20 protein-coding genes are annotated in these 20,683 nt (G+C 65.5%); 12 read left to right on the top strand and 8 right to left on the bottom strand.

What is annotated here, in order from left to right; all coding sequences use genetic code 11:
• Positions 1–7: 7 nt before the first annotated feature.
• A complete protein-coding gene (locus tag ACQY80_RS08520; protein WP_428685535.1) occupies positions 8–601 on the top strand; it encodes a TetR/AcrR family transcriptional regulator in 594 nt (197 codons plus the stop codon).
• A gap of 21 nt (positions 602–622) precedes the next feature.
• On the opposite strand, the gene ACQY80_RS08515 is transcribed toward ACQY80_RS08520, so the two are convergent.
• Entirely contained in the window at positions 623–1,357 is a 735-nt protein-coding gene (locus ACQY80_RS08515; protein WP_428685533.1) for an SDR family oxidoreductase, read from the bottom strand.
• 280 nt (positions 1,358–1,637) lie between these two features.
• Here ACQY80_RS08515 and ACQY80_RS08510 point away from each other — a divergent pair, with 280 nt between their 5' ends.
• On the top strand, positions 1,638–2,420 hold the full coding sequence (locus ACQY80_RS08510) for an AraC family transcriptional regulator (protein ID WP_428685531.1): 783 nt from the start codon (positions 1,638–1,640) through the stop codon (positions 2,418–2,420).
• An 8-nt stretch (positions 2,421–2,428) separates the two neighbouring features.
• Here ACQY80_RS08510 and ACQY80_RS08505 read toward each other — a convergent pair whose 3' ends face one another.
• From ACQY80_RS08505 to dapB, 4 genes are all read right to left on the bottom strand, one after another.
• Positions 2,429–3,799: a M20/M25/M40 family metallo-hydrolase gene (locus ACQY80_RS08505; protein WP_428685529.1), complete on the bottom strand. Its 1,371-nt coding sequence runs from the start codon at positions 3,797–3,799 to the stop codon at positions 2,429–2,431.
• 81 nt (positions 3,800–3,880) lie between these two features.
• Complete coding sequence (nth, locus tag ACQY80_RS08500; RefSeq protein WP_428685527.1) at positions 3,881–4,540, bottom strand: endonuclease III; 660 nt, start codon at positions 4,538–4,540, stop codon at positions 3,881–3,883.
• Positions 4,537–5,715, bottom strand: coding sequence for a M48 family metallopeptidase (locus ACQY80_RS08495; protein ID WP_428685525.1), 1,179 nt, complete (start codon positions 5,713–5,715; stop codon positions 4,537–4,539). Before ACQY80_RS08495 ends, nth begins: the two co-directional genes overlap by 4 nt.
• Positions 5,716–5,739: 24 nt before the next feature.
• Positions 5,740–6,465, bottom strand: coding sequence for a 4-hydroxy-tetrahydrodipicolinate reductase (gene dapB / locus ACQY80_RS08490; protein WP_428685523.1), 726 nt, complete (start codon positions 6,463–6,465; stop codon positions 5,740–5,742).
• A gap of 184 nt (positions 6,466–6,649) precedes the next feature.
• Here dapB and ACQY80_RS08485 point away from each other — a divergent pair, with 184 nt between their 5' ends.
• Positions 6,650–7,351: an NAD-dependent deacylase gene (locus ACQY80_RS08485; RefSeq protein ID WP_428685521.1), complete on the top strand. Its 702-nt coding sequence runs from the start codon at positions 6,650–6,652 to the stop codon at positions 7,349–7,351.
• Here ACQY80_RS08485 and tadA read toward each other — a convergent pair.
• Entirely contained in the window at positions 7,348–7,803 is a 456-nt protein-coding gene (tadA, locus tag ACQY80_RS08480) for a tRNA adenosine(34) deaminase TadA (protein ID WP_428685519.1), read from the bottom strand. The genes ACQY80_RS08485 and tadA overlap by 4 nt on opposite strands.
• Positions 7,804–7,931: 128 nt before the next feature.
• On the opposite strand from tadA, the gene rpmB reads away from it, so the two are divergent.
• Complete coding sequence (gene rpmB, locus ACQY80_RS08475) at positions 7,932–8,225, top strand: 50S ribosomal protein L28 (protein ID WP_428685517.1); 294 nt, start codon at positions 7,932–7,934, stop codon at positions 8,223–8,225.
• Positions 8,226–8,261: 36 nt separating this feature from the next.
• Here rpmB and ACQY80_RS08470 read toward each other — a convergent pair whose 3' ends face one another.
• Positions 8,262–9,263: an esterase-like activity of phytase family protein gene (locus tag ACQY80_RS08470; RefSeq protein WP_428685515.1), complete on the bottom strand. Its 1,002-nt coding sequence runs from the start codon at positions 9,261–9,263 to the stop codon at positions 8,262–8,264.
• 194 nt (positions 9,264–9,457) lie between these two features.
• On the opposite strand from ACQY80_RS08470, the gene ACQY80_RS08465 reads away from it, so the two are divergent.
• The 4 genes from ACQY80_RS08465 (at position 9,458) to ACQY80_RS08450 (ending at position 13,457) form a co-directional block, all read left to right on the top strand.
• The gene (locus ACQY80_RS08465) at positions 9,458–9,865 is read left to right on the top strand and encodes a glycine zipper 2TM domain-containing protein (RefSeq protein ID WP_428685513.1); all 408 of its coding nucleotides are present in this window, start codon (positions 9,458–9,460) and stop codon (positions 9,863–9,865) included.
• Between the two features lie 215 nt (positions 9,866–10,080).
• The gene (locus ACQY80_RS08460) at positions 10,081–11,184 is read left to right on the top strand and encodes a Ppx/GppA phosphatase family protein (protein WP_428685511.1); all 1,104 of its coding nucleotides are present in this window, start codon (positions 10,081–10,083) and stop codon (positions 11,182–11,184) included.
• A complete protein-coding gene (locus ACQY80_RS08455; RefSeq protein ID WP_428685509.1) occupies positions 11,181–11,864 on the top strand; it encodes an RlmE family RNA methyltransferase in 684 nt (227 codons plus the stop codon). The genes ACQY80_RS08460 and ACQY80_RS08455 overlap by 4 nt, the downstream gene beginning before the upstream one ends.
• Before the next feature lie 135 nt (positions 11,865–11,999).
• Entirely contained in the window at positions 12,000–13,457 is a 1,458-nt protein-coding gene (locus tag ACQY80_RS08450) for a S41 family peptidase (protein WP_428685507.1), read from the top strand.
• 56 nt (positions 13,458–13,513) lie between these two features.
• Here the strand turns inward: ACQY80_RS08450 and ACQY80_RS08445 are convergent, their stop codons facing one another.
• On the bottom strand, positions 13,514–14,089 hold the full coding sequence (locus ACQY80_RS08445; protein WP_428685505.1) for a hypothetical protein: 576 nt from the start codon (positions 14,087–14,089) through the stop codon (positions 13,514–13,516).
• A gap of 647 nt (positions 14,090–14,736) precedes the next feature.
• On the opposite strand from ACQY80_RS08445, the gene ACQY80_RS08440 reads away from it, so the two are divergent.
• From ACQY80_RS08440 to ACQY80_RS08425, 4 genes are all read left to right on the top strand, one after another.
• Positions 14,737–15,348, top strand: coding sequence for a TetR/AcrR family transcriptional regulator (locus ACQY80_RS08440; protein ID WP_428685503.1), 612 nt, complete (start codon positions 14,737–14,739; stop codon positions 15,346–15,348).
• Between the two features lie 301 nt (positions 15,349–15,649).
• Entirely contained in the window at positions 15,650–16,066 is a 417-nt protein-coding gene (locus ACQY80_RS08435; RefSeq protein WP_428685501.1) for a hypothetical protein, read from the top strand.
• 5 nt (positions 16,067–16,071) lie between these two features.
• Entirely contained in the window at positions 16,072–17,340 is a 1,269-nt protein-coding gene (locus ACQY80_RS08430) for an efflux RND transporter periplasmic adaptor subunit (protein ID WP_428685499.1), read from the top strand.
• A gap of 152 nt (positions 17,341–17,492) precedes the next feature.
• Positions 17,493–20,675: an efflux RND transporter permease subunit gene (locus ACQY80_RS08425; protein ID WP_428685497.1), complete on the top strand. Its 3,183-nt coding sequence runs from the start codon at positions 17,493–17,495 to the stop codon at positions 20,673–20,675.
• Positions 20,676–20,683: the final 8 nt, after the last annotated feature.

Genomic DNA, 20,683 nt, shown 5'->3' with positions numbered 1-20,683 from the left:
TAACAAGATGACCGCCGCTCGCCAAGCCTTTACGCGCGAAAGCGCCGACGCCCGCCGCGCCGACCTTATCGAGGCAACCGCCGCGGTGCTCGCCGAACATGGGCTGGCGGGAACGAACGTCCGCGCGATCTGCGCGAAAGCGGGGGTGTCGCCGGGTCTGCTGCGCCATTATTTCGACGGCATCGACGATCTGGTCGCCGCAACATATCAGGCGACGAGCGACCGGATGGACATGATTTTTGCATCCGCTGTCGATAAGGCGGGCGCCGATCCCCGCGCGCGATTGACCGCGTATCTGACCGCCAGCTTCCGCGCGCCGGTGACTGACCCCGAGCTGCTCGGCGCGTGGACAGCCTTCTGGGCGCTGGCGCGGAGCGATGCGCGGATGGCGGCGATCCATGCGGAAAGCTATGCCGGCTATCGCGAACGGCTGGGCGAACTTCTCGCCGCTTGCGGCTCCCGCGACGCCGGGCGGCTGGCGATCATGCTGACCGCAATGGTCGACGGGCTGTGGCTCGAACTGTCGCTCGACGCCGCCAGCTTCGGCGCGGAAGCGGCGGCGGCGATGGTCGAAAAGGCGGTGGCGGCGCTGCTCGACTAGCAACGCCGCCAACGGGAAGCCTCAGAAGCTGCCCTTCACCGGGCGTACGATGATCTCGCTGACATCGACATCCTCGGGCTGTTCGACCGCGAAGCGGATCGCGCGGGCGATCGCGTCGGGGGTGATCGCGACGCTGCGGAATTCGGCCATCGCGGCCGCGCTTCCGGGATCGGTGATATCGTGGCCAAGCTCCGATTCGACGACGCCGGGCGAGATGATCGTCGCGCGGACGTCCCGATGCTCTTGCCGGATGCCGTCGGTGATCGCCCAGACCGCGAACTTGGTCGCGCAATAGACCGCGCCGGTCGGCACGACATAATGCGCGCCGAGCGAGGCGACATTGACGAAATGGCCCGATCCCTGCGCCGTGAAGCCGGGCAGCGCGGCCGCAATGCCGTTGAGGACGCCGCGGATATTGACGTCGATCATCGCGTCCCAATTCGCCGTTTCGAGCGCGGCGAGCGGCGACAGCGGCATGATGCCGGCGTTGTTGATCAGCACATCGACGCGGCCGAAGCGCTGGATGGCATGATCGACGAACGCCTGCATATCGTCGCGGCTGGTGACGTCGAGCGCACGGAACTCGGCAATGCCGCCAGCGGCGACGATTTCGGCAGCGAGCGCTTCGAGCCGGTCGGTGCGGCGCGCGCCGAGGAGCAGCTTCGCGCCGGTGGCGGCGAGCTCGCGCGCCGTCGCGGCGCCAATGCCGCTGCTCGCGCCGGTAATCAGGATGACTTTGTCGGTGTTGAGGGTCATGATCGTCTCCATCAAAGCCGGGCGGCCCTGTGCCGTCCGTTGACCCGCTTTTGGGCCTGCACGACGATGGAGCGGTAGAACGGGCCTCCGCGATGATTGCACGATCCTCCGGATGATGTGCTTTGCCCTTGTCCCGAAGCAGCGAGGCTGCAAAATCGTCGTCATGACGATATTTCAGGAAATGCAGTCGCTGCTGCTTCGGCATCGGCCAACCGACGGGATACACCCAAGCGCACTTCCGCGCGTATCGCTTGTCCGTAGCTCCGAACCGAGCGCCCCGATGCCGGTCGTGTACGAACCGTCGCTGTGCCTCGCGGTCAGCGGCCGCAAGCGGGTGATGCTCGGCGATGCGAGCTTCGTCTATGACAGCGCACAGTTCCTGATCGTGTCGGTCGACCTGCCGGTGAGCGGCATGGTCGTCGATGCCAGTGCCGACGCCCCCTATCTGTGCCTGAAGCTCGACCTCGACGTCGCGGTGCTCTCCGAACTGTTACTCGCGCACGATGCGCGCATCCCGCGCAGCGACCATGCGCCGTCTATCGCGGTCGGCGACACCGATGCAGGCCTGCTCGACGCAGCGCTCCGCCTGCTGCGCCTGCTCGACACGCCCGACGACATGGCAGCGCTGGCTCCGCTCGCCGAACGCGAGATATTGTACCGGCTACTGACCGGACCGCAGGGGGCGATGCTGCGCCATATCGCGACCGCGGACACGCGGCTGCACCAGATCAGCCGCGCGGTGGCGTGGATCAAGGATCATTATGCTGGCGCCTTCAGTATCGACCATCTGGCGGGGCTGGCGGGGATGAGCCCGTCATCCTTCCACGAGCATTTCAAGAGCGTGACGCGCTTCAGCCCGCTGCAATATCGCACCCGGCTGCGCCTGCTCGAGGCACGGCGGCTGATGGTGTCGGACGCGATGGACGCGGCGAGCGCAGGGTTCCAAGTCGGGTACGAAAGCCCGTCGCAGTTCAACCGCGATTACAGCCGTACCTTCGGCCTGCCCCCGCTGCGCGACGTCGCGCGGCTGCGCGCGGCGCCGGAGTTCGGACTGTCGGCGTAACGCGCCGCTTACTTCGACAGATCGCGCAGCAGGCTGTCCCAATGCGCGAGCGCCGGGGCAATCGCATCGACGGGCACGCGCTCGTTGAGCCCGTGGGCGTAGCTGTCGCTCGCCTTCGAGAAGAGGCCCGCGACGCCGTAGCTCGGCACGCCCTGGATGCGGAAATGATAGGAGTCGGTCGCGCCCGCGCTCATCGACGGGATGATCGGCAGGCCGGACGCGCGCGCATGCACCGCTTTCGTCACCGCCGCCATGACGTCGGGGCGCAGCGGCGAAGCGTCGCTGGCGCTGGCGTCGGGATCGGGGTTCACCTTGACCGCCGGATCGCCGATCACCTTTTCGAGCTCGGCGCGCACCGTTTCGACCGGCACCCCGGGGAAGATACGGCAGTTGATGTTCGCGGTTGCGCGCTGCGGCAGCGCATTCTCGGCATGACCGCCCTTGACCAGGGTCGGCACGCAGGTGGTGCCGATCTGACCGACATATTCGGGGTCGGCGCGGATCGCGGCGATCGCCTTCGCATCGCTCGGGTTCGCGGCAAAGGCCTTCAGCGCCGCGCCGATGTCGCCGCCGACCTGATCGGCGACGATCGGCATCCCGACCTTGGTCAGCTCGTTCTGCTGCGGCGTGAAGCGATACGCGCCGACTTTCGCGAGCGCATTCGAAAGCTGGACGATCGCATTGCTATCCGACGGGCGCGAGCTGTGGCCGCCGGGATTGGTCACCTCCAGCATGAAGTCGGCATAGGTCTTCTCGCCCGCCTGAAGCCCGTAATATTTGGGCTTGCCGTCTTCGCCGATCAGGCCGCCGCCGCCATCGCCGTTCAGCGCGAATTCGGCGCCCTTATATCTGGCGGCGAGCGCGCGCGTCGTCACCATCGACGTTTCCTCGTCGCCCGACAGCAGCAGGATGATCGAGCGCTTCGGCTTGAAGCCGTCCTTCTTGAGCTGCGCCATCGTCGCGACCATCATCGAGACGTCAAACTTGTTGTCCTCCGATCCGCGGCCGAAAATATAGCCATTCTCCTCGACCGGCACGAACGGGTCGCGCGTCCAGTCCTTCGGGTCGGCCTCGACGACATCCATATGGCCGAGCAGCACGATCGGTTTCTGCTTGGTCGTGCCCTGCAACGTCGCGGCGAACGTCGCGGTCTCGCCCATCGGCGTGATTTCGATATCGGCGTCGGCATAGCCCGCCGCCTTCAGCACGCCGGCGTAATAGGCAGCCAGCTTCGGCACCTGCCCGCGGCCCTCGACCGTCGGAATCGCGACGCTGTCCATCAATATCTTCTTCGCCGCAGCGGTATCGGCGGGCTTGGCCTGGACGGGCGCGGCAGCGAGCATGGCGGCGGAGGCAAGGAAAGTGGAAACAAGACGCATGTCGTCGACCCCTTTTGGATGTTTTCGGCTGCCATGCTGGCCCAAGAGCAGCGCTTCGACAAGCGGGACACGACCAGAATTTTACGCCGCGATCTTCTTCGCTTTCGGGGCCAGCGTCTTCGGCTTGTAACGGCAGAGGTCATCGACCGGGCAGCGCCAGCATTCGGGCGTGCGCGCCTTGCAGATGTAGCGGCCGTGGAGGATCAACCAGTGGTGCGCGCCGACGCGGAACGGCTGCGGCGTTTCCTTGTCGAGCTTCTTCTCGACTGCCAGCACCGTCTTGCCCGGCGCAAGGCCGGTGCGGTTGCCGACGCGAAAGATATGCGTGTCGACCGCGAAAGTTTCCGCGCCAAACGCGCAATTCATGACAACATTGGCGGTCTTGCGCCCGACGCCGGGCAGCTCGACGAGCGTGTCGCGGTCGGCGGGCACTTCGCCGCCATGGTCGCGGACGAGGATTTCGCTGAGCGCGATGACATTCTTCGCCTTGCCGTTGAACAGCCCGATCGTCTTGATGTGCTGTTTCAGCCCCTCTTCGCCCAGATCGACCATCTGCTGCGGCGTCTTTACCTCCTGAAACAGCCGCCGCGTCGCCTTGTTCACGCCCACGTCGGTCGCCTGCGCCGACAGGACGACGGCGACGAGTAGCTGATAGGTGTTTCCGAACTCCAGCTCGGTCTCGGGACTCGGGTTCAGTTCCGCGAGCCTCCGGTAGAATTCGAAGATGTCGGCCTTTTTCATTGCGGCGCGGGCGGGTTTGCCGGTGGGTGCGCCGCCTTCCATTCCATCGCCGCGCGAACGCGCCGTTCGACCGAGGGGTGCGAATAGAAGAGAAATTCCTCGACCGCGTTCGGGCGCGGATTGCGATACTCGGCGGTCTTGACGAGCGCGCTCGCCAGTGCGTCGGGCAGGTTCACCGTTTTCAGCGAGTAGGCATCGGCGGCGCTTTCGTCGGTGCGCGACAGCGTATTCAATACCGGCTGCGCGAAAAAGGCGAACAGCGAGAGAAGGAACATCAGCACCGGGAAGCCGCGCGGGTCGCCGATCACAGCATCGCTACTGAAAGCTCTCGCAATCCTCGGGAACAGCCGGTCAGCAAGAAAGAAGAGCAGCACCGCAAGCGACGAAAAGACGATGACGATGATCCAGACATGGCCGAGGACATAATGGCCGATCTCGTGCCCCGTCACCGCCTTCACCTCGTCGAGCGAGGCGCCCTTCAGCGCGACATCCGAAATCGCGATGCGCGCCGAATGGCCGATGCCCGATACATTGGCAGTGAAATTGTTCGACTGGCGCGAGCCGTCGAACATGTAGATGCGGCCGGGATCGATGCCGGCTTCCCTCGCCTGTACGACGAGCGCGTCGCGCACCGCGCCGGCGGGTACCGGCTTATAGTCGTTGAACAGCGGCTCGACGACGATCGGCGACAGCAGCAGCATCGCCGAAATCGCGAAGGCCGCCAGCCCGCCCGACCAGATCCACCAGCGCTTTCCGGCGCGGCGAATCAGCGTGTAGATGCCCATGAAGAAGAGCGCGCCGAACAGCGTGGAGAGCGCGATACCGATCGCGCCTTGCCCCAGCCAGTCACCGAGCGGCTGACTGGTGCGGCCATAGGCGGTCTCGCGCCACCAGCCCGAATAGAGATCCCACGGCAGGGTGATAATCGCCGACAGCAGCATGAAGGCCGCGCAAAGCAGGAAGGTGCGTAGCGCCCAGCCGCGCCGGGCAAGCCTGGTGTCGAGCCGGTCGAGGATGCGCAGGCGAACGAACAACATGGTGACGATCGCGGCGACGACAACGCCCCAGAAGCTCTGCCATTCGCTGCCGACGGTATAGGATGTTGCCTTTTCGAGCGCCTCGGGGCCGAGGGCATCGATATAGGCTTTGGTCGCGGCGGCGGGATCGAAACGCATGGCAGTCCTCCGGCTAAAAGATCGTCAGAGCCCCAGAACCTCGGGCATCGTATAGCGCCCGGGCTTCTGGTGGATCAGCCACAACGCCGCGCGAACGGCGCCGCGGGCGAAAATCATGCGGTTCTCGGCGCGGTGCGAGAGGGTGAGCATTTCCTCGGGGCCTGCGAAAATCACGTCATGGTCGCCCGCGACGGTTCCGCCGCGCAGGCTCGCAAAGCCGATATGGCCGCGCCCGCGCGCGCCGGTCAGGCCGTCGCGCCCGCGTTCGGATGCGGCGGCGAGGTCGATCCCGCGGCCTTCGGCGGCCGCCTGTCCAAGCAGCAGCGCGGTGCCGCTCGGCGCGTCGACCTTGCGGTTGTGGTGCATTTCGAGGACTTCGATGTCCCAGTCGCCATCGAGCCGCGCCGCAGCCTCGCGCACCAGATGCGCGAGCAGGGTGACCCCGAGCGAGGTGTTGCCGGTCTGAAGCACCGCAATATCCTGCGCCGCATCATCGATCAGATAATGGTGACGCTCTTCGAGGCCGGTCGTGCCGATGACGATCGGCGTCCTCGCCGCGACACAAGCGTCGAGCGTCGCCTCGAGCCCGGCAGGCGAAGAGAAATCGACGATCGCGTCGCTGTCCGATGCCAGCTTGACGACATTGCCGCCCTTGTCGACGCCGACGCCCTGCTGCCCCGCCTCGGCAATCGCGGCGGCAAGCGCAACGCCCATCCGTCCTTCGCTGCCGATAATGCCGATGCTGGTCATGATGCGTCCCCTATATTTCAACCTCCCTTAGCCGTTCGCATGGAGCGCGCAAATCAACAACCTCGTCATCCCGGCGGAGGCCGGGATCTCACCGGTGCATTGTTGCGATGAGGCGAGACCCCGGCCTTCGCCGGGGTGACGAAAAGGGGGTGAAGGAGATGGTGCTGCGGGATAGAGAGGAGGCATGAGCCTGATCCAGAACATCGTCATCCTGACCGGCGCCGGGGTGTCGGCCGAAAGCGGCATCGACACCTTCCGCGACGGCGGCGGCCTGTGGGAGCAGCATCGCGTCGAGGATGTCGCAACGCCCGAGGCCTTCGCGCGCGACCCCGATCTGGTGCTGCGCTTTTACGATATGCGGCGCGAGGCGATCCAGACCAAGGAGCCGAACGCCGCGCATGTCGCGCTCGCTCGGCTCGATGCCGAATGGCCGGGCGAACTGCTGATCGTCACCCAGAATGTCGATGACCTGCACGAACGCGCCGGGGCGAAGCGGCTGCTCCATATGCATGGCGAACATCTGAATGCCTGGTGCACGGTCTGCGATGCGCGAATGCCGTGGAGCGGCCCTTTGCTTGACCGGCCTGCCTGCCCCGTGTGCGGCGCGTCCGGGTCGCTGCGCCCCGACATCGTCTGGTTCGGCGAGATGCCGTACCGGATGGACGAGATTTATCACGCGCTGAACCGCGCCGACCTGTTCGTGTCGATCGGCACCTCGGGTGCGGTCTATCCCGCCGCCGGCTTCGTACGCGAAGCGCGGGCCTCGGGCGCGCGGACACTCGAACTCAACATGGAGCCGAGCCAGGGCAGTTACTGGTTCAGCGAGGCGCGCCACGGCCCCGCGACGCAACTCGTGCCCCAGTGGGTCGAGGAAATGCTCGGCTAGCGCCGCGCGGCGAAGAAGTCGCGCAGCAGCGCGGCCGCCTCGCTCGCGCCGATACCGTCGTAGATTTCGGGCCGGTGGTGGATCGTCGGCTGCGCGAAGGTGCGCGGGCCGTGCGCGACCGCGCCACCCTTCGGATCGTCGGCACCATAATAGAGCCGCGCGATTCGGGCGTGCGCGATCGCGCCGGCGCACATCGCGCACGGTTCGAGCGTCACATAGAGGTCGCAGCCATCGAGCCGCTCGTTACCGAGCTTGGCCGCCGCAGCGCGAATCGCCACGATCTCGGCATGCGCGGTCGGGTCGTGCGATTCGCGCGGACGATTGTGACCCTCCGCAATAATCGCACCGTCCTTGACGATCACCGCGCCGACGGGCACTTCGCCCCATTCTGCGGCGATACGGGCCAGATCGAGCGCACGGCGCATCGGTTCGGGAAGCGGGAATTGAGCCATTTCCCCCCGCTAATCGCTTGACGAATCTCCGGCAAGCCGATAAGCGCGCGCCTTTCCCGGCCCATCCGGTCCTTTCGGTGCCTTACGGCCCACCCCGGACGCCGCCCATTGATTCGAGGAAGAAGACCATGTCGCGCATTTGCGAACTGACCGGTAAGGGCCGCCAGGTTGGCCACAATGTCAGCCACGCCAACAACAAGACCAAGCGCACCTTCCTGCCCAACCTGCAGAATGTGACGTTGCTGTCGGACGCGCTCGGCAAGGGCTTCAAGCTCCGCGTGTCGACCCACGGCCTGCGCACGGTCGAGCACAACGGTGGCCTCGACAACTGGCTGCTGAAGGCCGGCGACGATCAGCTGTCGGTTTCGGCGCGCAAGCTGAAGAAGGAAGTCGCGAAAAAGCTGGCCGAAAAGGCCGCCTGAGCTTCCACGCTTTTCGAATAGCAAGGGGCCGCCGGTTTACCGCGCGGCCTTTTTGCTGTCCGTCTTCGGCGGCGGCGGCAAGCCGACCAGTTCGAACTGGAGCAGCAGGGTGCGCTGCCAGCTGTTGAAATTGTCGTCGGAGACGAGCCACACATAGGTTCGACCGCCGCGCACCTCGACCGCCGCACCTTCATAATTGTCGGCGAGCGGCAACGGCACGCGCGCCAGCCATTGCGAACGGATCACCCGGCCGGGCCCGATGTCGGCGGGATCAACGATCGCCAGCACCGTCGTGAAGACCGACCGGAAACCCATCCGGCGGTGGACGAGCAGGATGCGCCCGTCGGGTAATGGCGCGGCATCGCTGACCAACCCTTTCCTTTGCGAATCATAGAAGAAGCGGATCGCGTTCGTCCCCGGCACCGACGGATCGCCGGTGAAGGCCAGCGCTTCGCGTCCGCGCGGATCATCGTCGGCATCTTCGGAGAAGATGATCGTGCGCCCGTCGGCAAGGCGCACCATCGCCTCCGGGCCGCGGTTGCCCGGCCAGCGCGGTTCGGGCAGCCGGGCGCGCGATTCGACCTTCGTCAGATCGGGGTCGAGCCGCCACACCTGATTGACGCCCTCGAAGGCCATCCAACTCTTGCCGCTCGCGGGGTCATGAAACATCGATTCGACGTCGCGCTGCCACTTGCGCTGCTTGCCGCCCTGCTCCGCCGGCAGTGTGGCGATGCCCGCATCGGAAATCCTGCCGTCGGAATGGAGCGTCAGCCGCGTCCACCAGCCGTTGTCGCCGACGAACTGGAACCGGTCCGGCCCGATGACCGCGAGCGAGGACAGGCCGCCGAACGCCTGATTCGGACTGACCAGACGCCAGCCGCGCACGAAGCGCAGCACGCCGGCGGTGTCGGCCGGATAATCGAGCGGGCGGGCGGCGATCTGCTGCGAACCGGTCTGCAGAACCGGAAAGCGCATATGGGTGCCGGGCAGAGGGCCGAGCGCGAGAAAGATCAGCAGGGCTGGGACAATGCGGCGCATGCGGCGCTGCGATAGGGCGGGAGCCCCCCTCCGCGCAAGGGCGGGAGCCCCGTCCGATCACCGCGGAGGAAAGATGAACAATGGCCAACAACCATGTTCAGGCTTCACTCAATCCGAATCGGGCAAAACGGCATCATCGATCACCGGCCCAAGGGAAGACCCCACGGTCGAACTGAAGACGCAGGAGAAAGACAATGATGAAGATGGTGCCCCTCTCGCTCGCCGCCCTGATGTCCGTCGCGACGCTGGGCGTGGCTGCACCTGCCGCGGCGCAGAACGGCTATTATGACCGCGACGGCTATTCGAGCTACGACGCGCGTTATGGCCGCGACGACCGCCGCTATGACCGGAACGACTATCGCAGCTACGACCGCCGCGATTACCGCAACGACCGTCGTTATTATCGCAACAACGACCGCCGCAACTATCGCCAGTGCGACAACGGCACCGGCGGCACCGTGATCGGTGCGATTGCAGGCGGCCTCGCCGGCCACGAGATCGCAGGTCGCGGTGACCGGACGGTCGGTACGATCATCGGCGGCGCCGTCGGCGCCATCGCCGGCCGCGCGATCGACAAGGGCAACGACGGCTGCCGCCGTTAAGCCCATGGTTTACGGGGAATGACGGCTGCCGATACCAGGGCAGGCCCGACCCCCAATAAATTCTCTCCCCCTTTGCCCCGTCCGGCCTGCGCCGGGCGGGGTTTTCGCTGTCGGGTCGCGGGGTTGCCATCGCGCCGTCAGGGGCCTAATCTCGGCCCCAAGTGCACGCCTGCACCTCTGTGGGCGCGTGAGACAAAAGACAGGTTACACAAGCCATGCGGCAAATGGCAGCGCCATCAGGGCGATCGCCGCGGCCAGGTTCGAGAACGGAACCAACGGCGACCGGGCGAAACAAGACGGGGGCCGGTCCGCGCCCCGCTCCGTTCGTCCGGCCGCGCAGCTACGCCGCCATCGATCTCGGTACCAACAATTGTCGCCTGCTGATCGCGCGTCCGCAGGATGGCGAACTCATCGTCATCGACGCTTTTTCGCGGATCGTGCGCCTTGGCGAAGGTCTGCACGCGACCGGACGCATCAGCGAGGCGGCGATGGATCGCACCGTCGCCGCGCTTGCCATCTGCGCCGACAAGCTGCGCCGCCGCCACGTAACCCTGTCGCGCGCGGTTGCGACCGAGGCCTGCCGCCGCGCCGACAATGGCGTCGAGCTTGCCACACGCGTGAAGCGTGAAACCGGCATCGCGCTCGACATCATCTCGGCCGCCGAGGAAGCGCGACTCGCGGCACTGGGTTGCCATAATCTGATGGAGCCGGGCGACGGCCCTGCCCTGATCTTCGACATCGGCGGTGGCTCGACCGAACTGATGCACGTCGATGTGTCCGACCATGACGTGAAGATCCACGACTGGATCAGCGTGCCGTGGGGCGTCGTGTCGCTGACCGAACATGCCGCGCCGGGCGAGGACAGCCTTGCCGCCCGGCAGGCGAGCTATGCCCGGATGCGCGAAGTGACCCAGAGCGCCTTCGCCGCCTTCGCCGGCCGCGCCGAACGTTTCGCGGGACAACCCCTGCGCCTGCTGGGCACCAGCGGCACGGTCACCACGCTCGCCAGCGTCTTCCTCGATCTGCCGCGCTACGACCGGCGTGCGGTCGACGGGATCGCGGTGCCCGCCGACGCAATGCGCGATATCAGCCGCCGTCTGGCTGAAGCGAGCATGGACGACCGCGCCGAGATCGCGTGCATCGGCCGCGAGCGCGCGGACCTGGTGGTCGCCGGCTGTGCGATCCTTGAAAGCATTATCGACCTGTGGCCGGCCGCCCGCGTCGGCGTCGCCGACCGCGGCATTCGCGAGGGCATTCTGCGGACGCTCGCGATGCAGGGCCGCGACATTCCCGTGACGCGCCGCGAGTTTCGCAAATGAGCGGCGGCGGCACCAAGGGCGGCAGCGGCCGGGGCGGCCTGCATGTGCGGGTCAAGACCGCGCGCAAGCGCAGCGTATCGTCGACCCGCTGGCTGCAACGCCAGCTCAACGACCCCTATGTCCGCCGTGCGCAGGCCGAGGGTTATCGCTCGCGCGCGGCGTACAAGCTGATCGAGCTCGACGAGAAATTCGGTTTCCTCAAAAAGGCGCGCGCGGTCGTCGACCTTGGCATCACGCCGGGTGGCTGGTCGCAGGTTGTCCGCAAGACGAACCCGCGCGCGCGCGTCGCGGGGATCGACCTGCTGGCGTGCGAACCGATCGAGGGTGTCGAAATCCTCGAAATGGACTTCATGGACGACGCCGCGCCCGACGCATTGATCGAGGCGCTCGGCAGCGCGCCCGACCTCGTCATCTCGGACATGGCGGCGAATACCGTCGGCCATCCGCAGACCGACCATCTTCGCACCATCGGCCTTGCCGAGACCGCAGCCGATTTTGCGGTGCAGAATCTCCAGCCCGGCGGCGCCTTCGTCGCAAAGGTGTTCGCGGGCGGCGCCGACCGCGAGCTGTTGACGGTGCTCAAGCGGAATTTCGCTACCGTGAAGCACGCCAAGCCGCCGGCAAGCCGCAAGGGATCGCCTGAACTTTATGTGATCGCGCAGGGGTTCAAGGGCCGCTAGCGCCCGCCCGGAAACCGGGCAAGTAACGAGCCAAACCACCGGGACGGAATGATATTCGCCGCGATAGAATGATATTCCATTGTGCGCCCGACTCGGCCGGTGCATGAAGCAGGCCGGACCGGGGAGGGAAGAAAAATGGGTAAGCAATCTGTTTCGCTTGTCACGCTTGCGGCGCTGCTGCTCGCGTCGTGCGGCAGCGGTGAAGGAAGCCTGGGCAGCAGCCCCGTTACGGTAACCCCGACACCCACGCCGACACCCACCCCAACCGCGACCTGCAGCCTCTCTGCGCGGCAATCCTTCGTGAAATCGGTGATCGACGAATGGTATCTGTTCCCGAGCGATGTCGCGACCGGGGTCAATCCGGCGAGCTATCCGGACGTGCAGACCTATATCGACGCGCTGGTCGCGCCCGCGCGTGCGCAGAACAAGGACCGCTATTTCACCTACATCACCTCGATCGCCGAAGAGAATGCCTTCTTCGCCAGCGGGTCGAGCGCGGGCTTTGGCGTCCGGCTGTCCTACGACCCCGTCGTGCAGCGCGTGGTCATCGCCGAAGCCTATGAGAACGCCCCCGCCCTTGCCGCCGGGATCGACCGCGGCACCCAGATCGTCGGCATCGGCACCAACGCGTCGAACGTCCGCACGATCTCCGCGATCGTCGCGAGCAGCGGCACCCAAGGCATCACCGACGCGCTGGGGCCTAGCGACCCCGGCGTGGCGCGTGTGCTGCGTATCGTCGAGCCCGGCGGCGGCACACGCGACGTGACGGTCACCAAGGCCGACTATGATCTCGACCCGATCTCCGACCGCTATGGCGCGAAAGTGATTACCGAGGGCGGGCGCAGCTATGGCTATGTGAACCTGCGCAGCTTCATCAGCTCGGCGAACCCGCAGCTCCGCACGGCGTTCCTCGATTTCCGCAACCGCGGCATCACCGATGTCATCGTCGATCTGCGCTATAATGGCGGCGGACTCGTTTCGACCGCCGAGCTGTTCGGCGACCTGCTCGGCCGCAACCGCACCTCGTCGGAGCTGTTTTCGCAGACCAATTTCCGGTCGTCGAAATCGTCCGAGAACACCCGGCACTTCTTCACCACCCAGCCCGAATCGATCGCGCCGACGCGGATCGCCTTCATCGGCACCGGCTCGACCGCATCGGCGAGCGAGCTCGTGATCAACGGCATGCTGCCCTGGCTCGGCACCAACATGACCCTCGTCGGCAGCAACACCTATGGCAAGCCGGTCGGGCAGATCGCACTCGACCGGGCGTCGTGCGACGACCGCATGCGCGTCATCGCTTTTTCGACCGGCAATGCGACAACTGCAGGCGATTATTTCAACGGCCTCGCGCCGAAGATCGGCAACAGCTGCGCAGCGGGTGACGACCTGTCCTTTCCGCTCGGTGACGCGCGTGAAGCCTCGGTCCGCGCCGCGATCGATTTCCTCGCCGGCAACGCCTGCACGACGCGGATCGCCGACGCCGGATCGGGCATCGCCGCGCAAAGCCGCGGCGTCCGCCTCGAAGCCGAGCCCGAAATGCTGATGCCAGCCGAACCACGTGCAGCGCAGCGCGAGCTGCCGGGACTGTTCTGAGGAATGTCTGCTTTGGGGTGGGAAGCGGACGTGGCATCATGGCATTATGGTGCGGTTCAATCGCCCCCCTTCTGATCGGGGAACCGCTGAGCGCGAAAGGCTTTCGCTTGGTCAATCGCATCGGCGACACTGACCCCGTCCCAACGAAACTTCAAAAGCCGTTGTCGATCACCTTTTGAGTACGAAAGGGTGATCCACCCCTCTCGATGCCTGGTTGAGACCCAGTCGAACTTGAAACGCCTGATGGTCGTCCCGCGAAAGAGTCGCTCAATTTCCCGCTCTGCGGCTCGACCGACTGTTTCCCAAGATGTATCGTGAACGAACCGGGCGACCTCTGCGTCATACTGAGCCGCATCGAAAACGGGGCCGTTGGCACCGGGAGCGGACCAGTGAACTGAACCTTCAGTTCGCCGGATTTCAACGCTGCGATTACTACATTCGACGATCCCGCACCGGCACCGCCCTACGATGATATCTCGTCCGTCTTCGGCGAGAAATTCGGCCTTCAGCATTGGCGGGTCCAAGCCTAAAAACTCTGGGCCCAGCCAATCTTTGCCGTCGATGAACGGCCTCGCTTGGTGATCGTTTGTTTCTATGACGGCTTCGACCGCGATCGTCAGGGAGTTGGTCACGTGCTTTTCCTACCCTTCGACTGGAACGTCCGCAGCCGGTCGCTTGCTGCCATCGCATCAGTTCGGCGAACGACGGCGCAAATGTGATTGGGAAGCGGACGACTACCGGCTGCTGTTTTGGGCGGGAGCGAAATGGCTTACTACTAACAAGGAAGTCCCATCCTCGCGGCCCGCTATAGTTTTTCCTGTTACAAAGACTGCACGCTCGATAGGCTCTTGCTGGGGCTCATCGCGGAGGCGCCGAGTGATCAGATCGTAATCTTGCTCAGCCTCCGCCGATCCAAATCGAAAACCTAATCCACCTTGGCACCCAGCTTGCGTTAAGCGTGCTCCGCATTCGATGCAGCCTGTCCCAGCCCAAGACCGCAGGATTGCCGTACCCTTTACATTGTCGCCAACCTTCGGCCACGAGCATGATCCGTCTCCCAGCACCACCGGCTGCGAACTACATCCTCCCAAAACGAGGAAAATTGTCAGGGGAACGACAGCCAAAATCTGTTGTAAAAAGGCGGATCGCGTACGCATAGCCGCAAGATAGTCTCAGCACTGAGTGTCCGCAATTGGGTCGATAGCTGCCATTGCACCCCAAATTCGGCCGAATCTCCACCTCTGGACTTTTCGGCACGGACCATTATATACCGTCCGTTATGGAAATCGAAACTGCCACCCCGGTCAAGGGGCGCCCGCGCGAATTCTGTGTCGACAAGGCACTGGCCGAAGCTCTGCACGTCTTCTGGGCGAAGGGCTATGACGGCGCGTCGATGACCGACCTGACCGAGGCGATGGGCATCACCAAGCCCAGCCTCTATGCGGCGTTCGGCAACAAGGAAGCGCTGTTTCACAAGGCCTTGGACCTCTATGAGTCCGAGAAGCTGGAATATACGCGCGCCGCGCTGCAACAGCCGACGGCGCGCAGGGTTGCCGAATATTATCTGCGCGGCGGCGTCGATGTCCACGCCGCCGAGGGTGAGCCGCAGGGCTGCATGGGCCTGATGAGTTCGCTCGCCTGCAGCCCCGAAGCCGAGTCGATCAAGGCCGACGTCATCAGCCGTCGCGCCTCATCGCAGCGCGCGCTCGTCGAACGGTTCGAGCAGGCGAAGCGCGAAGGCGACCTGCCCGCGCATATCGATGCTGCAGGTCTCACCAGCTTTCTCTATGCGATTCTGCAAGGGATCACGGTACAGGCCGGCGCGGGCGCGACGCGGCCCGAACTGGAAAGACTGGTAGACACCAGCCTGGCGCTCTGGCCGAGCAAATAAAGGCCCCGAACTTTTTCGATACCGATCGGTACAAAACTCCTTGACAAGATGAACGGCGGATTTATATACCGCATAGTACAGATGGTGATGTGACGGACGCGCCCCAAGAAGCGCAGCGGCATTGTCTTCATCCTGTGCCGGCCTGATCCCCAGGCCAGTCCATACAAGTTTCGCGGGACGTCGCGTTGCCAACTCCGTTGGCGCGAGCGGTTTCCTGCATCCGGAATCTCCCCTCGCCGGGCGCAAGCGTCCCGGGGCCTGAGCCCCCTTGCGCCCGGCAAAAGTCTACGGAGGACAGACCATGGCTTATCTTGCCCTGACCGACGGAGGCACCGGCGCGATCGCTCCGGCCGGCTCCCAGATTTTCGCTCCCGTCCAGGCTCCCGCTGCGCCAAAAGCCCATAGTCCCGCAGGCTTTTCGGCGCTGGAATGGTCGGTCGTGATGCTCGCGCGTCACGACCGACCGTCTAGCCTCCGCGAACCCGGACGGATCACCCGGTGGCTGGGCCGGATCTTTGGCGAAGCCTTTAATCGCCGCCTTGCCGATCCCCGGCTTGAGGCGTTGCGCCGCATGGCGGTGCTGACCTGGCACCACAGCTATTCGGTACCGAAGACCGAATTGAAGGCCTTCTTCGCGGCCGGCTTCGATACCGATCACTATGAACTGTTGGGCAAGCGCGTTGCCGAAGTGCACGTCGCCCGCCTCTTCCGAAAGTAATATCCATGAACATGCTCTCCCCGATCCGGGGCGAGGAGACGGCAGAAGCCGCCCTCGCCCCTACCCCGAATGACGCCGCGAAGCGCTGGCGCAGTCGCGGTCTGAAATATGGTCTTCCGGCGCTGCTGCTCGTCGCGGCAGGCTGGGGCCTGACCCACCGCGAGGCGCCGGCGAATGCCGCGCCGATGATCCCCGTTGTCACCGTCGCCGCACCGCTGGTGCGCGATATCAACGAATGGGACGATTATGTCGGCCGTTTCGAGGCCGTGAACTCGGTCGAGGTGCGCCCGCGCGTCTCGGGCCAGCTCACCGGCGTCCACTTCACCGACGGCCAGATCGTCCGCAAGGGCCAGCTGCTGTTCACGATCGACCAGCGCCCGTTCGCCGCCGCGCTTGCCGAGGCCCGCGCCGAGGCAGCCAGCGCGCGCAGCGATCTGGCGCTCGCGCAGACCAACCTCGCCCGCGCCAACCGGCTCGTCGCCGACGACGCGGTGTCGCAGAGCGACCTCGACCAGTTGAACGCCAAGCTGCGCGCAGCCTCGGCCGGGCTCGCCGCCGCCGATGCCCGCGTCCGGTCGCGCGCGCTCGACATGGAGTTCACACAGGTGCGCGCACCGATCAGCGGCCGCATCTCCGACCGCCGCGTCGATGCGGGCAACCTCGTCGCCGCGGGCGAAGGTCAGGGCGGCAGCCTGCTGACGACGATCAACGCGCTCGACCCCATTTACTTCAGCTTCAACGGATCCGAGGGCCTGTTCCTGAAGGCGAAGCGCGCCGAGGGTGCCAAGGGGTCCGAGGTGCAGATCAAGCTGCAGGACGAGGCGACCTACAGCCGCACCGGCAAGCTCGACTTCACCGACAATGGCATCGATCCCCGATCGGGCACGATCCGCGGCCGCGCCGTGATCGCCAACCCCGACCTGTTCCTGTCGCCGGGCATGTTCGGCAACATGCGCCTGTCGAGCGGCGCCAAGGAACGCGCGCTGCTGGTGCCGGACTCGGCGGTCCAGACCGATCAGGCGCGCAAGACATTGCTGGTCGTCGGCAAGGATGGTCAGGTCGCGGTGCGCGAAGTCCAGCTCGGTCCCGTCGTCGACGGCCTGCGCGTCGTGCGCGGCGGCGTCGCCCCGACCGACCGCATCGTGATTGTCGGCACCCAGCTCGCACAGCCCGGGACCAAGGTTCAGACCAAGGCCGGCAAAATTGCGCCGGTGGCGGAAACGTCCGCGCCGCCGAGCACCGCGCTGGTCGGCGAAGCGACCTTCGCCCGATAAACGATAGGCCCCTCCCCTGAAGGGAGGGGTGGGGGTGGGAGCCGGCGGTTTTACGTTGCGCCGGCGGCTCCCACCCGCCGCATCCCTCCCCTCGGCGGAGGGCATGATTTCGATCCTGTTTTCTTTCGATCCTCCAGTCCGGGGAGCCGGCCATGCGTCTTTCGCGCTTCTTCATCATTCGCCCGATCTTCGCCGCGGTCATCGCGGTGATCATCACCCTTGTCGGCGCGATCGCCTATTGGTCGCTGCCCGTCTCGCAATATCCCGACATCGTCCCGCCGACGGTCACGGTCACCGCCAATTACCCGGGCGCGTCGGCCGAGACCGTCGCCGAGACGGTGGCGACGCCGATCGAGCAGGAAATCAACGGCGTCGACAACATGCTCTACCAGTCGAGCCAGTCGACCGGCGACGGCGCGGTGACGATCACCGTGACCTTCAAGATCGGCACCGACCTCGACGCCGCGCAGGTGCTGGTGCAGAACCGCGTCGCGATCGCCGTGCCGCGCCTCCCCGAAGAGGTGCAGCGGCTCGGCGTCGTGACGCGCAAGACCTCGCCCGACTTCCTGATGGTCGTGAACCTCGTCTCGCCCGACAAGTCGCTCGATCGCTCCTATCTCTCCAACTATGCGCTCACCCAGCTCAAGGACCGCCTCAGCCGCATCGACGGCGTCGGCGACGTCCGGCTGTTCGGCGCGCGCGACTATGCGATGCGCGTCTGGATCGACCCGACGCGCGCCGCCGCGCTGAAGCTGACCGCCGGCGAGATCGTGCAGGCGCTGCGCGCACAGAATGTGCAGGTCGCGGCAGGCTCGCTCGGCCAACCGCCTTATGCCAGCGGCAACGCCTATCAGCTCAACGTCGAGACGCAGGGCCGCCTCGCCGACCCCCAGCAATTTGCCGATGTCGTGATCCGCACCGACGCCGACGGGCGGCAGGTCCGCGTCGCCGACGTCGCGCGCGTCGAGCTCGGCGCGTCGGACTATAACAGCAACACCTATCTCTCGGGCGATCCGACGGTGATCCTCGCGGCGTTCCAGCGTCCGGGATCGAACGCGCTCGACGCCGCGAAGGCGATCGAGACCGAGATGGAGGCCGCGTCGAAAAATTTCCCCAAGGGCCTCGAATATCGCGTCATCTACAACCCCACCAAGTTCATCGAGCAGTCGATCGACGCGGTGAAGGACACGCTGATCGAGGCGATGATCCTGGTGGTGATCGTGATCCTGGTGTTCCTGCAGAAATGGCGCGCCGCGGTGATCCCGATCGTCGCGATCCCGATCTCGCTCGTCGGCACTTTCACCGTGCTCGCGGCCTTCGGCTACAGCCTCAACAATTTGTCGCTCTTCGGGCTGGTGCTCGCGATCGGCATCGTCGTCGACGACGCGATCGTCGTGGTCGAGAATGTCGAGCGCAACCTCGAGCGCGGATTGTCGTCATTGAAGGCCGCGCAAACCTCGATGGACGAAGTGTCGGGCGCGCTCGTCGCGATCGTGCTCGTGCTCTGCGCGGTGTTCGTGCCGACCCTGTTCCTCACCGGGCTGTCGGGCGCCTTCTATCAGCAGTTCGCGGTGACGATCTCGACCGCGACGATCATCTCGCTGATCGTGTCGCTCACGCTGTCGCCCGCACTCGCCGCGATCCTGCTGAAACCGCACGCCGCACCCGAAAAACCCTCGCGCATCCGCGCACTGGCGCAGCGTGCGGGCGACGCCTTCAACGAGGCGTTCGAGAAGATGAGCACCGCCTATGCGTCGCTCACCGACCGGCTCGTGCGGCGTCCGAAGCGGATGATGATCACCTATGCCGGTCTGATCGCCGCGACCGCCGGCCTGTTCTGGGCGACGCCCACGGGCTTCATCCCGGCGCAGGACCAAGGCTATTTCCTCGCGGTCGTCCAGCTGCCCCCGGGCGCCTCGGTCGAGCGCACCGACGCCGCGCTGCGGAAAGTTGCCGGACGCATCCTGCCGAACAAGGGCATCCTCGGCTCGGTGATGCTCGCCGGTTTCGACGGACCGTCGCAGACGCTCGCTCCGAACGCTGCCGCAGCCTATTTCCCGCTCAAGAGCTTCGAGGAACGGGGGAAGCTCGGCGTCAGCTTCGACGATATCATGAACGAAGCGCGCGCCGATGTCGCCGACATCACCGAAGCACGCGTGATCGTGATCCCGCCGCCGCTCATTCAGGGCATCGGCTCGGCCGGCGGCTACCGCCTGATGGTGCAGGACCGCAGCGGCCACGGCTACCAGAAGCTCGCCGAGGAATCGGGCAAGCTGATCGGCAAGGCGAATGAAACGCCGGGTCTGGCGCAGGTCTTCACCTTCTTCGATACCGGCAGTCCGCGTGTCTATGCCGACATCGACCGGGCCAAGGCGAACCTGCTCGGCGTGCCCCCCGAACGTGTGTTCGAGACGCTGCAGGTCTATCTGGGGTCGGCGTTCGTCAACGACTTCAACCTGCTCGGCCGCACCTATCGGGTGACCGCACAGGCCGACGCACCCTTCCGCCAGTCGGTCGCCGACATCGCCAACCTCCAGACGCGCTCGAACACCGGCGAGATGGTGCCGATCGGATCGGTCGCGACCTTCAAGGACAAGACCGGCCCGTACCGCGTCGTCCGCTATAACCTCTACCCTGCGGTCGAGGTCGATGGCGACACCGCGCCGGGTTACTCGTCGGGTGCATCGCTGACGACGATGGAGAAGCTCTCGGCCGACACCCTTCCGCAAGGCTATGGCACCGAATGGACCGGCATCGCCTTTCAGCAAAAGGCAGCGGGCAGCACGGCGGCGCTCGTCTTTGCGCTGGCGGTCGTGTTCGTCTTCCTCGTCCTCGCGGCGCAGTACGAAAGCCTGACGCTGCCGCTATCGATCATCCTGATCGTGCCGATGTGTCTGTTCGCGGCGATGGTCGGCGTGAACCTGCGCGGGATGGACAATAATGTCCTGACCCAGATCGGGCTCGTCGTCCTCATCGCACTGGCAGCGAAAAATGCGATCCTGATCGTCGAATTCGCCAAGCAGGCCGAGGAACAGGATGGCCTGTCGCCGGTCGAAGCCGCGGTGCGCGCCGCACGCGACCGTCTGCGCCCGATCCTGATGACGAGTTTCGCCTTCATCCTCGGCGCCGTGCCGCTGCTGATCGCGAGCGGTGCGGGCGCGGAGCTCCGTCAGGCGCTCGGCACCGCGGTCTTCTTCGGGATGATCGGCGTGACGGCATTCGGCCTGCTCTTCACCCCCACCTTCTATGTCGTCTGCCGCGCGCTCGGCGATCGTATCGCGACCCTGCGCGGCCGCGACGGTTCGCACGAACCCGCGCTGCAGCCCGCCGAATAAGGAGAAAG

Source organism: Sphingopyxis sp., assembly GCF_965279755.1.
GTDB lineage: Bacteria > Pseudomonadota > Alphaproteobacteria > Sphingomonadales > Sphingomonadaceae > Sphingopyxis.
This window is presented reverse-complemented; position numbering and strand designations above follow the sequence as displayed.

What these genes read in the sequence shown, in the direction of transcription:
- ACQY80_RS08440 (WP_428685503.1), top strand. Translation starts at nt 14,737, where the DNA reads ATGGAAATCGAAACTGCCACCCCGGTCAAGGGGCGCCCGCGCGAATTC.
- ACQY80_RS08495 (WP_428685525.1), bottom strand. Translation starts at nt 5,715, where the DNA reads ATGCGTTTCGATCCCGCCGCCGCGACCAAAGCCTATATCGATGCCCTC.
- ACQY80_RS08485 (WP_428685521.1), top strand. Translation starts at nt 6,650, where the DNA reads ATGAGCCTGATCCAGAACATCGTCATCCTGACCGGCGCCGGGGTGTCG.
- rpmB (WP_428685517.1), top strand. Translation starts at nt 7,932, where the DNA reads ATGTCGCGCATTTGCGAACTGACCGGTAAGGGCCGCCAGGTTGGCCAC.
- ACQY80_RS08450 (WP_428685507.1), top strand. Translation starts at nt 12,000, where the DNA reads ATGGGTAAGCAATCTGTTTCGCTTGTCACGCTTGCGGCGCTGCTGCTC.
- tadA (WP_428685519.1), bottom strand. Translation starts at nt 7,803, where the DNA reads ATGGCTCAATTCCCGCTTCCCGAACCGATGCGCCGTGCGCTCGATCTG.
- ACQY80_RS08435 (WP_428685501.1), top strand. Translation starts at nt 15,650, where the DNA reads ATGGCTTATCTTGCCCTGACCGACGGAGGCACCGGCGCGATCGCTCCG.
- ACQY80_RS08455 (WP_428685509.1), top strand. Translation starts at nt 11,181, where the DNA reads ATGAGCGGCGGCGGCACCAAGGGCGGCAGCGGCCGGGGCGGCCTGCAT.
- ACQY80_RS08470 (WP_428685515.1), bottom strand. Translation starts at nt 9,263, where the DNA reads ATGCGCCGCATTGTCCCAGCCCTGCTGATCTTTCTCGCGCTCGGCCCT.
- ACQY80_RS08430 (WP_428685499.1), top strand. Translation starts at nt 16,072, where the DNA reads ATGAACATGCTCTCCCCGATCCGGGGCGAGGAGACGGCAGAAGCCGCC.
- ACQY80_RS08425 (WP_428685497.1), top strand. Translation starts at nt 17,493, where the DNA reads ATGCGTCTTTCGCGCTTCTTCATCATTCGCCCGATCTTCGCCGCGGTC.
- nth (WP_428685527.1), bottom strand. Translation starts at nt 4,540, where the DNA reads ATGAAAAAGGCCGACATCTTCGAATTCTACCGGAGGCTCGCGGAACTG.
- ACQY80_RS08515 (WP_428685533.1), bottom strand. Translation starts at nt 1,357, where the DNA reads ATGACCCTCAACACCGACAAAGTCATCCTGATTACCGGCGCGAGCAGC.
- ACQY80_RS08520 (WP_428685535.1), top strand. Translation starts at nt 8, where the DNA reads ATGACCGCCGCTCGCCAAGCCTTTACGCGCGAAAGCGCCGACGCCCGC.
- ACQY80_RS08505 (WP_428685529.1), bottom strand. Translation starts at nt 3,799, where the DNA reads ATGCGTCTTGTTTCCACTTTCCTTGCCTCCGCCGCCATGCTCGCTGCC.
- ACQY80_RS08460 (WP_428685511.1), top strand. Translation starts at nt 10,081, where the DNA reads ATGCGGCAAATGGCAGCGCCATCAGGGCGATCGCCGCGGCCAGGTTCG.
- ACQY80_RS08465 (WP_428685513.1), top strand. Translation starts at nt 9,458, where the DNA reads ATGATGAAGATGGTGCCCCTCTCGCTCGCCGCCCTGATGTCCGTCGCG.
- ACQY80_RS08510 (WP_428685531.1), top strand. Translation starts at nt 1,638, where the DNA reads ATGCCGGTCGTGTACGAACCGTCGCTGTGCCTCGCGGTCAGCGGCCGC.
- dapB (WP_428685523.1), bottom strand. Translation starts at nt 6,465, where the DNA reads ATGACCAGCATCGGCATTATCGGCAGCGAAGGACGGATGGGCGTTGCG.